This is a genomic window from Guyparkeria sp. (assembly GCF_041687595.1).
Lineage (GTDB): Bacteria > Pseudomonadota > Gammaproteobacteria > Halothiobacillales > Halothiobacillaceae > Guyparkeria.
In genome coordinates this window covers 28,818-38,745 of sequence record NZ_JAWLBP010000014.1, presented here as the reverse complement: position 1 = coordinate 38,745, position 9,928 = coordinate 28,818, and the positions used below count along the sequence as shown (strand labels likewise).

Annotated in this window: 12 protein-coding genes; 4 read left to right on the top strand and 8 right to left on the bottom strand. The window is 64.0% G+C overall.

All coding sequences use genetic code 11. The features are described 5' to 3' along the window. The 4 genes from ACESL5_RS03865 to ACESL5_RS03850 form a co-directional block, all read left to right on the top strand. Nucleotides 1-364, top strand: a 364-nt coding sequence (locus tag ACESL5_RS03865) for an iron-sulfur cluster assembly protein (protein ID WP_372591471.1), incomplete at its 5' end; no start/stop codon positions are given. A 53-nt stretch (nucleotides 365-417) separates the two neighbouring features. Next, a complete protein-coding gene (locus ACESL5_RS03860; RefSeq protein WP_372591470.1) occupies nucleotides 418-759 on the top strand; it encodes a Rieske (2Fe-2S) protein in 342 nt (113 codons plus the stop codon). A 24-nt stretch (nucleotides 760-783) separates the two neighbouring features. Then, nucleotides 784-1,227: a HesB/IscA family protein gene (locus tag ACESL5_RS03855; RefSeq protein ID WP_372591469.1), complete on the top strand. Its 444-nt coding sequence runs from the start codon at nucleotides 784-786 to the stop codon at nucleotides 1,225-1,227. Between the two features lie 34 nt (nucleotides 1,228-1,261). Next, the gene (locus tag ACESL5_RS03850) at nucleotides 1,262-1,690 is read left to right on the top strand and encodes a SufE family protein (protein ID WP_372591468.1); all 429 of its coding nucleotides are present in this window, start codon (nucleotides 1,262-1,264) and stop codon (nucleotides 1,688-1,690) included. Between the two features lie 31 nt (nucleotides 1,691-1,721). Here the strand turns inward: ACESL5_RS03850 and ACESL5_RS03845 are convergent, their stop codons facing one another. The 8 genes from ACESL5_RS03845 to ACESL5_RS03810 form a co-directional block, all read right to left on the bottom strand. Next, a complete protein-coding gene (locus ACESL5_RS03845; RefSeq protein WP_372591467.1) occupies nucleotides 1,722-2,606 on the bottom strand; it encodes a LysR family transcriptional regulator in 885 nt (294 codons plus the stop codon). Between the two features lie 88 nt (nucleotides 2,607-2,694). Then, nucleotides 2,695-4,062: a hypothetical protein gene (locus ACESL5_RS03840; protein ID WP_372591466.1), complete on the bottom strand. Its 1,368-nt coding sequence runs from the start codon at nucleotides 4,060-4,062 to the stop codon at nucleotides 2,695-2,697. 101 nt (nucleotides 4,063-4,163) lie between these two features. Further along, on the bottom strand, nucleotides 4,164-4,865 hold the full coding sequence (locus ACESL5_RS03835; RefSeq protein ID WP_372591465.1) for a hypothetical protein: 702 nt from the start codon (nucleotides 4,863-4,865) through the stop codon (nucleotides 4,164-4,166). Nucleotides 4,866-4,994: 129 nt separating this feature from the next. Further along, nucleotides 4,995-5,735 carry a C39 family peptidase gene (locus ACESL5_RS03830; protein WP_372591464.1) on the bottom strand — a complete coding sequence of 247 codons (741 nt, stop codon included), beginning with the start codon at nucleotides 5,733-5,735 and terminating at the stop codon, nucleotides 4,995-4,997. 117 nt (nucleotides 5,736-5,852) lie between these two features. After that, complete coding sequence (locus tag ACESL5_RS03825; protein ID WP_372591463.1) at nucleotides 5,853-6,686, bottom strand: hypothetical protein; 834 nt, start codon at nucleotides 6,684-6,686, stop codon at nucleotides 5,853-5,855. A 48-nt stretch (nucleotides 6,687-6,734) separates the two neighbouring features. Next, nucleotides 6,735-7,397, bottom strand: a complete 663-nt coding sequence (locus tag ACESL5_RS03820) for a hypothetical protein (RefSeq protein ID WP_372591462.1) — start codon at nucleotides 7,395-7,397, stop codon at nucleotides 6,735-6,737. Next, entirely contained in the window at nucleotides 7,394-7,966 is a 573-nt protein-coding gene (locus tag ACESL5_RS03815) for a hypothetical protein (protein WP_372591461.1), read from the bottom strand. The genes ACESL5_RS03820 and ACESL5_RS03815 overlap by 4 nt, the downstream gene beginning before the upstream one ends. Nucleotides 7,967-8,377: 411 nt before the next feature. Further along, nucleotides 8,378-9,748 (bottom strand): sigma-54 interaction domain-containing protein, encoded by a 1,371-nt coding sequence (locus ACESL5_RS03810; protein ID WP_372591460.1) that lies wholly within the window; start codon nucleotides 9,746-9,748, stop codon nucleotides 8,378-8,380. Nucleotides 9,749-9,928 lie beyond the last annotated feature (180 nt).

The following is a 9,928-nucleotide window of genomic DNA, read 5'->3' as shown; positions in this document are numbered from 1 at the left end:
CGGCAAGGAGCCGCCCCCGCAGCCGAAACTGCCGGAAAACGCCTCGGACAAGGAGGTCGAGGAGATGGTCTGGGAACAGCTGCGCGGCGTGTTCGACCCGGAAATACCGATCAACATCGTGGATCTCGGCCTGGTGTACAAGGTCAAGGTCGAAAGCCTGCCGGTCTCGGGCCGACGGGTCGAAGTGGACATGACCCTGACCGCGCCGGGTTGCGGCATGGGCGGGGTGATCGCCTCGGATGCCCATCAGCGGATCATGGAAATCCCCACCGTCGAGGAGGCTGCCGTCGAGCTGGTCTTCGATCCGCCCTGGAGCAAGGAGATGATGTCGGAAGAGGCGCGCCTGGCCACCGGCATGTTCTGAGCCGGTTCGGAACAAACCCGGCCTTCTGAAATCAAACCTTTACGAGAAAAACCGTGAGCGAACCCCTCGACGAAAACTGGATCCGCGTCTGCGAGACACGCGAGCTCGCCCCCGGCGAGCGCCGTGTCGTGGAGGGGCCGGACGACGACATCCTGGTGGTCAACGCCGACGGCGTGATCCTCGCCGTTATCGACGAGTGCAGCCACCAGGCTCTGCCGATCTCGGACGGGCCCATCGACGGCGACATCATCACCTGCCCGTGGCACAACGCCGAGTTCTGCCTGCGCGACGGCGAGGCGCTCTCGGCACCGGCCTACGAGCCGATCGACTGCTACGATGTGCGGGTCGAGAACGACACCATCTACGTCTCCAGCCAGCCCCGAGCGGCCGGCTGAGGCCATTGACGCGGGAGAATCAACATGACCGCCGAAGTACACAGCGCCCAACCCGTCAGCGATACCGCCACGCCGGTCGACCCGGAACAGATCGAGGCGGCGCGCGCCCGTGCGGCTGCCCTGCCGGTTGACCAGCAGTTGTCCATGACCGAGGCGGCCCGAGGTCACCTCGAGCGCACTTTCGCCGGTGACGATTCCGCACTCGGCCTGCGCCTGGGCATCAAGAAGTCAGGCTGCTCGGGGTTCGCCTACGTCATGGATGCCGCCCGCGAGATCCACGACGACGATCTCTGGTTCGACTGCGATGGCGTGCCCATCATCACCGACGAGGCCAGCTTCCCCGCCATTCGCGGTTCGACGCTGGACTACGTGGTCGAAGGCCTCACCCGCATGCTTCACGTGAACAATCCCAACGTCGAGGACAGCTGCGGCTGCGGCGAGAGCTTTACCGTCCGCGACGAGGATTGATTCCGCACCCACCGTTTCCCGGAGGTTCCGCCCCATGGCCGACAAGGCGCCCACGATCGACGCCGAAATCCAGGCACTGAAGGACGAGTTCGCCTTTCTCGGCGACTGGACCGAGCGCTACCAGTACATCATGGACATGGGGCGGCAGATGCCGCCGTTCCCGCCGGAAAAGCAGGACGAGGAACACAAGTTCCACGGCTGCCAGTCGCAGGTCTGGTTCGACTACGAGTGGGACGGTGACCGGCTGAAGCTGTATGGCACCAGTGACGCGATGATCGTCAACGGACTCATCGCCCTGCTCTTTCGCATCTACTCCGACCGCACGGCCGGGGAGATCCTGGCTACCGACGACCGTTTCATCGACGAACTCGGCCTTGGTGCGCACCTGTCCGCCAACCGGGCCACCGGCCTGGTGAACATGGTCGAGAAGATCCGCAAGCTGGCCGCCGCAAAGGCGGCCTGAGTCGCTCCGTCGCCTCCGACGCGCTGACGCGTCAATCGACCGCCGTGTCGATCAGGGCCTGGATCATGCACCGATGGGCCGGGTCGGCCTGAAATTCTCGCTGGTGATAGAGCATCATCATCGTCTCGAGGCACAGGCTGGGCTCGACCGGGATGGAAATCAGCTCGTTCTCCGCACGAACGTGATACTCGGGCAGCCAGCCGAACCCCAGTCCCGAACGGATCAGTTCCTCGGCCGTGTGCAGGTGGTCGACGGTGAGCCGCTGTGCCGCCCCCAGCCAGCCGGCATTGGCGCTACGCTCCGGATGCGAATCGCGCAGCACCACCTGCCGGAATTGCCGCAGTTGCGCCTCCGGCAGCACCTCACCTTCCCCGAGTGAGGCCGCTCGGTCGACCAAGGAGTGGGATGGACCGGCACAGGGAACGAAGCGGATTCTCCCGAACTGCCGGCCGACATAATCCGGCACCTCCTCGAGCCCCAGGTAGATTCCGACCTCCCCTTCCTGGAACATGGCGGGACCGCCACCCAGCACCGTCTCGTGCAACTCGATCCGCGTGTGCAGGTGCTCGCGAGAGAACCGTTCCAACGCGCGCATGAGCCGGTCATGCGGGTAGACCTGGTCGACCGCCAGACGGATCACGGCCGTCCCGCCATCCCGTAGCTGCTCGATCACGCCATCGACACCCTCGAGTTCGCGTATCAGCGGGCGCATGTGCTCGAGCAAGATGCTGCCGGCCTCGGTCAGCCGGATACGGCGGGCTCGGGTCTCGACCAGCGTCACGCCGATGCGGCGTTCGAGCTGCTTGATCGCGTGGCTGATCGTCGACGGGGTGCGATGCAGTCGCTCGGAGGCCGGCTTGAGGCCTCCCAGGTCGATCACGGTCTCGAGCCAGTACCAGGAACGGAAATCTTCCATGGCCGGATTCCACTGATGAAATGTTGACTATACCCAAAAAACCGCCGCCCGGAGGGCGGCGTAGGCACCAAGGAGAGGAACAAGCAATTCAGAGTTGATAGGGAACCCGGACCCCTATCGAGAAGTCGGGCGCATCCTGCGTCAGACCGATACCGAGCGTGGTGACGATCGTGCTTTTCGGGGACAAGGCATAGGTCAAGCCCAGATCAAACATGGCGGAACTCGCGTCACTGCCGATGAGGGAATCCCAGCTTTCCCCCTCGTAGCGGACCTTCGCCTGGTCGGTGAACTCCTGAGAGAACGCCATCGAGAGGCTGGTCCGGTCATTCAGCGCAAAGGCAAGTCCCAGCCCATAGCGCCAGGAATCGCCCAGGTCCACGTCACCAGGGGTCACGGTGTCGGGGTCCGAATCCAGGTCGTCGAAACTGTCCGAGCCGTAATAGGTATAACCGAGGCTGGCGAACAGCAGTGCCGGGTCGAGCGTCTTGACGGCCGAAACCGACAGACCATAGCCCCACACGCCGTTGCCGGTGGCCAGTTCCGTGGGCACCGCGAAGGTCGGCCGGATCTCGTCCTCGTTGTCGGGATCCTGTACGTACTCGATGATATCCGTATCGATCCCGTACGGTTCGCGCCCGGTTGGGGCAGTCACGCTACCGGTCAGGACCACGTCCGGCCAGCGCCGTGTCTCGGGCAGCAGGCGATAGCTGAGATTCATGGTGGTATCGCCGATGGCCAGGTCGGAGGTGTTGCTCACCTCCGCCCATGCACCGGCCGCGCCCCCGGCACCACCCTTCTGGTAGGTGGTGTGACGTTGCAGGAAGGGCACGGAAATGCCGACGTTCCACCGGGGGCTAATTCCATACCGCGCCGCGATCGTGTACTCAAGGGTGTCGCTTTCGACGTTGTTTACCGCGATGTTGCCCAGGAAGATGGCGTCCAGGGCAAGGAAGCCGTCGAGCGTCAACTGGCTGCGATCGTAGCGCCGGTATTCGACCCCGGCCTCGATCACGAATGGCCGGTCGAAGGCCACGTGTTCCTTTTGCAACAGATCGTCCACGCTGCGCTTGGTGGCCCGATCCTTGTCCGCCTCCGTCCGTGCCACCTGAGGCTGAGCCTCGGTGTCGGCTGACGGGGCTTGCGCCTCGGCCTGGGCAGGCTCCGCTGGCTCAGGCTGGTCGCGCTCGGCGACGGCTTCGGCAGAGTCGGGAGCCTCCTCCGCCTGCTCGATCCGCGCCTGTACGGCCAGCAGGCGGGCATCGACCTCCCGCAGTCGTCGCACCTCCTGTACGTAGCGCTGCTTGAGTTCCTCCAGTTCGGCCCGCAGGGCCTGCACGTCCTCGGCCTCACTGGCCGACGAGACGGGTGAAACGGCAGAAAGCCCGACCGCGACACACAGTGCCAGCATCGACACGGTTGTCTTCCCGATCGGGCGGTACCTGTTTTCCACATCCATGAGAGCACTCCTCGTTACGGGGATCTTCGCCAAGTCCTGACGACCCATTCGCTAACCGACACGTTTTGCATGCCGGGCATCGGCCGGCAACGATCGCTCCCTCAATTGTTTCCGCGCAGGTTCGCCAGCGACCTGGCCACCTGCTGATGGAGATCCTGTCGGCTCATTGTCTGAGTCCGGCCCGTGCCCACCACGAGTCTAAGCTGGTTCTGGATCATTTGCCCGTCCCCGGACAGGCGAATCAACTGGTTAGCCCCACCCCGACCCTGGATGAGCTGCTGCGCCGTGGACTGGCCCAGTTGCATGGTCACCCCCGCGGACTGGCCATTGCCCGTCAGGCCCGATGCAACCACCGCGCCGTCCTGCCGAAGCACCTGGACGGTGTTGCCACTCTGCGTGGCTTGACCGCTATCACCGTTATAGGGTTGCAGCACCACCTCGAATCCGTTGTGCGCGCGATTGTCGTTGCCCGCCACCTGGATCTGCTGGCGGACGCCACGCGAATCCCCGCCGGTGCCGGAGATGTCCCGCCCGGCCGAACCGCTTGCCCGCGGCGTGCCCTCGATCGACACGGTCGGCTGGAAACTCACCGTCGGTGTCCCGCGAGCCCGGTCGATGCCGATCGTCAGCCCGCCCTGCATGTCGCCATCAGGGGTGTGCCACTGGGTGATCATCTCGACACCGAAATAGAGCACCCGGTTGTCGGCGGCAATGAACCGGCCGCGCATGGTGTCCAGCTCCGGGTCGGTCAGCGAAACGATCGCCGGGTTGGCCGCCCAGGCAGACGGCGCCAGCGCGATCATTCCACCGACCACACCACCAGCCAGCGCAACGGCCAGTGCCGTTTTCTTTATCGCTTGTCCGGGCCGTGGCCCGACGCGACATTTTCTTTCGTATATGTTCATGGCTGTCGCCTCCAAAAAGCTGCCGGCTCAGAACAGATCGGCATGCTTGAATCCGAAATCCAGCAATTCGGCGGTGGGCACTTCTCCCGACCGACGATGCAGTTCCCCGCTGCTGGGGATGTCCGTGGACTCCAGCAGCACCGTGTGTCGATCGAATCCCGGCCCGATCACGGCAAACACCGTTTGCGAGGGCCAGCTCTCGATGAACTCTTCGAAGCTGTACCGACGGTTGCCGAGAGCCGGATCGGCAACGTGCACATACCCGTCTCGGGCGTGCCGGAGCACCACGAAATGGTGGTAGCCGTTGACGTCCATCAGGACGATCGTCGGCACGTTGATCGTCTCGAGACGCTCGAGATCGATCCGATACCCCCGGCCCCGATAACCGAGCTGCTCGAGATAGAGCTTCATCTCCAGCAGCGAGAAACCACGGGCGCGCACCTGCTCCTGGTCCGCCACGCCCATCAGGCCGGCGAGCACGATTTCCTCGTCCAGTTGCAGGCCGTAGGCATAGCGGAGCAGTGTCGCGAGCGAGGCCGCCCCGCAAGAGAAGTCGTATTTCTGCCGAACGAGGTTCTGGTAGCGCCGCTCCTGCATGCTGATGACGGGCTTGTCCATCATCTGGCCGTGCGGAAGGATGGCGCCAAACTTTACAGTCGCCCCCCAGGTCGGGCCGGTAGCCAGAAAGAGCAGCGCCGTGACGAGCGAAAGTGCCGGTCCATATCGGCACGTAAAACGCTTGAAGCTGTCACTGTTGCCTGCACTCATGCTCTGCTCCCAGGGCCAGTCGGCCGAAGATGGAATCGGGACGTCTTTCCGGACGATTGACGTTCGTCTGGAAAGACGGGGTGCAAAGCACCCCGCCACGATTGCGGACTGTCCGCCTTACTGCGGGCAGGACTGGCAGGCAACAGCCAGGGAGAGGCTGTTGGACTGCATGTTGCCGCTGCCGGCGGCGATGTTCACCCCGATGTTGCCGGAGGCGCCCATGAAGGCGTTGCCGGTGAGCGAGGAGTCGTTGGTGTTGTAGACCACCTCAGGCTCATGATGGTGACCACCACCGCGGCGGCTCTTGACGCTCGACAGAGCGACGTAGTCGTGCTCGACATAGCCCTCGTTGCGGATGTTTTGTCCAGCAGCCAACTGAGTGCTGTCAGCCGAAGCCTCGGCTTCCTGAGCATTGCCGGTCGCAGCCCCCAGGCTGTTCTTCTGCATGTTGCCGCTGCCGGCGGCCACGTTCACGCCGATGTTGCCCGAGGCGCCAGAAAACGCACTGCCGCTAATGCCGGCGTTGTTCTGAACGTTGTCGTTCGAGAACCCGTTCGCGAACGACATCTGGTTCACGTTCACGTTGGATGACGCACTGCCGAACACCACGCTGGCGTCCGCAGCTGCCAGAGCGGCCGCGTTGTCCTGCACGTTCAGGTCACCGGAGGCGACGTTCATGCCGATGTTGCCTTGCGCGTTGGCACCCACGGAATCACTGATCCCGGCGGTGTTCTTCACCTTGTCGTTCTCGACCTGGTTGAACAGCAGCACCTGCGTGTTGTCCACATTGGCGATGGACTCGGTGGTGATCACTTCTTCCTCTTGGTCGTTACCGTTATGGCCGCCGTTGTGGCCGCCGTTATGGCCGCCGCCTCCACTTGCAAAGGCCCCGCCGGACATCAGGGCGGTGACTGCAGTTGCGAGCACTGTCATTTTGAGTTGCGTTTTCATGGCTACTACCTCTACCTTCTTGTTGGGGTTACTTCGATCATGAAAAAATCAGGGCCCGCTGTTCGAAAACGTGAACGTGTTTCCGGTTACGTTTCGATTGCCGGACACCTGATTTACCTGGAGTAACCCTCCGAACCCCGTAAAGGCAGTGTTCGAGATCACTGTCCGATAGCGATCCAGAGGGAGCTCCTCCGACTGCACGTCCTTCCGCGCAGCCGGATCCGCCTCGCCCGCCGGACCAGCCGGCAGACGGGTGCGAATCTCCGACGACCCGCTGGCATTACCGCCAAGGGTCATCGAGTTGAACTGGACATTGCCGTCCCCGGCGACCTGGTTGATCCCGAGAGCACCCGAGGCACCGCGGAATGCGCCGCCGGAGATACGGGTGACGGCGTGCTGTACCACGCCCGCCTCGCTCGGCATGTCCATGTTCAGTTGATTGACGGACGAATCGACATTGATCGCCCGGTGGTTGATCTGCATGTTCCCCGACCCCGAGGCCAGGTTGATGGCCATGTTCCCGGACGCGCCGGCACCGACCCGATTGCTGATCCGGCTCTCGTTGAGCACACCGATCATCCAGTCATACGCGTCGACTGTCGGCGCCGCCGTTTCGGCCTCGGCGGTATTCACCGAGATCACCAGGGCCACCGCACCCACCCCGATCAGGCCGGTTCGAATCCAGGGAACCATATTGGTCCGGGCGCTCATTGCTGGCCTCCCCGACCCATCAGGCCGGTCGACGATAGTGCGCTGTTCACCTGCCCGGCGATCCCGCCGGTGACGGACGTTACCGCGCCACCCACGCTCGATGCCGGAGCGGGTTTTCCATCCCTCGTGGAGCCGGAGTCACCGCCGAGAGCCTGGCGCACCCCATCGGAAACGACACCGCCGGCACTGGCCATACCCGTCCCCGACGAACCAACGCCCGCGGAGACCAGCCCGTAATCCTCGTCGGTAAGAGGGGCCAGCCCCTGCTCCAACTCGCCGTTGGGCTTGGGATCCACCAGAATGGCGCGGGCCGGCGGCGCCTGCCGCGTGGCCGAGCGCGTCGGCACCGTCCGTAGCAGCACGATCTCGCCGGGTTCCGCCTCGACGGCATAGCGACTGCCCGCGGCCAGCGCCTGGGAAGACCAGGCCGAAGCGGCCAGCGATCCGCCAAGCAGGATTACCAGCAGCGCCTGCCGGGAAACCGGGAACTTCGCGGCTCCCGTGCCGGAGGACGACTGGCTCGGATAAGTGGCCCGAACTTCGCTCGCAATGCGTGTCCTGTTCTTCATGACCTTCGATCCCTCGTGAGAGATGGGTTGGCGGGTCCGTCCCGCTCATTGCCCTCCTTGGTTGCAGGAACGAGGCCAACTTGATCAGGCGCGACAGAACAACGAGTTACGAAAGGCAGGTGACGATCAGGCAGGCAGGTGTATCAGGATTGATACGGGCAGGAATGGGCGCTGCGGGACAAACCCCTGTTCCAGCGCCTTCAGGTGTATCGAAGTTGAAACACCGGGTCGGCAAATTTTCTTTTCCGAGTGCAGCGGCTACCCCCGCGTCACGACATGGACGCCGGAGCCCGACGCCGTTAAACGCGCCATGACGGGCGTGTGAGGGGTCGTGTGCTTCGGGTTACCCGAGAGGAAAAGGCCAGTCGCGATATTGAGTCGGCGCGGCCATGGGTGGCTCGCGCGGTTCGCTCAGGCGAACGGCAGACGATGCTTGCGAATCAGGCGGTGGAGAGTGCAGCGGGAAACGTCCAGCAATCGTGCCGCCTCGGTGATGTTGTGGCCGCTGCGGCTGACGGCCTGCGCGATGGCGTTACGCTCCGCCTCGTCTCGAATCTCAGCCAGACTGCGCATGCCGGCGGTTTCCTCGACCGAGGATTCGAGTTCCGGCAGGCTGACGGCCAGGCCATCCGAGAGCACGATTCCACGCCGAAGCCGGTTCATCAGCTCGCGGATGTTGCCGGGCCAGCCGTAGTTGAGTATCGCGCCCTCCGTGGCCGGGCTCAGTCGCTTGGTCTTGACCCCCAGCTCGCGGCTGAAGCGCTCGAGGTAGTACTGGGCCAGCTCGATCACGTCCGCCCCGCGCTCGGCCAGGGACGGCATCTCCAGGGGCAGCACGTCGAGGCGGAAGAACAGGTCTTCGCGGAAGCTGCCTTCGGCCACGGCCCTGGACAGGTCGACGTGCGTGGCGGCGATGATCCGGGCATCGACCGATATCGTGCTCTCGCCCCCGACACGCTGGATCTCGCCCTGCTGCAAAAAGCGCAGCAGGCTGATCTGGGTCTCGGGCGGCAGATCACCGATCTCGTCGAGAAACAGCGTCCCGCCGTCCGCCAGTTCCACCCAGCCGACATGCCGCTTGCCGGCACCGGTGAAGGCACCCTTCTCGTGACCGAACAGCTCGGACTGGACGAGACTCGGGTTGAGCGCCCCGCAATTCACGGCCACGAAGCCCCCCTCTGCCCTCGAGGAGAGCGCGTGGATCGACCGGGCGGCCAGTTCCTTGCCCGTCCCGGTCGGTCCGGTGACCAGTACCGGCAGGTCGTTGTCCGCGAATCGGCGGATCTTGCGCCGGACCGCCTGCATCTCCTCGCTTGCGCCGATCAGTCGATCTCCATCCGTGGCATCGTCGGTAGTCGACGACTCCGCCGACAGGTGCATGTCCGCGACGCGGGCCATGGTCCAGGCATGGCCTATCGAGAAGGTCAGCCGCGTGGGTTCGATGGGGGCGAAACAGATGTCGAAGAAGTAGGCGTGCAGGAACGCGGCGTGCTGAGAGTTCTCGGCAACGCGCTTTTCCACGATCGCCACCAGCTGCACGCTGGGGTGTTCACGGGAGAACGACGGCAGCCAGTTCGTGAAATAACTCAGGGCATCGCGCAGGTCGACCAGAACCACCTTCACCGGATCGCGCCGCAATCGGCGCGCCAGCTGTTCCTGGTCTTCGACGCCCACCACCTTCCAGTAGAACGGCGCGACGATCTGCCGCACCTCGTCCACTGCCTCCCGGCCGCGCAGGGAGAGCATGGGAAGCCGCCGCTCGCGGTCGAGCGCCGAGATCATTTCCGTTCTCCTGACGTGATTCCCATGACATCACTCCCTGCGAGTCGTTGGAAAGGGCGTGCAGCGGCCCGACAGATCAAAATGTCGGTAACTGTTTAGAATATAGTCGGCATAGGGCAAATGGACATTTGTCGATCACACCAGGGGGCGTCTCTAGGCGGTATGCGACAGCCCTCGTCG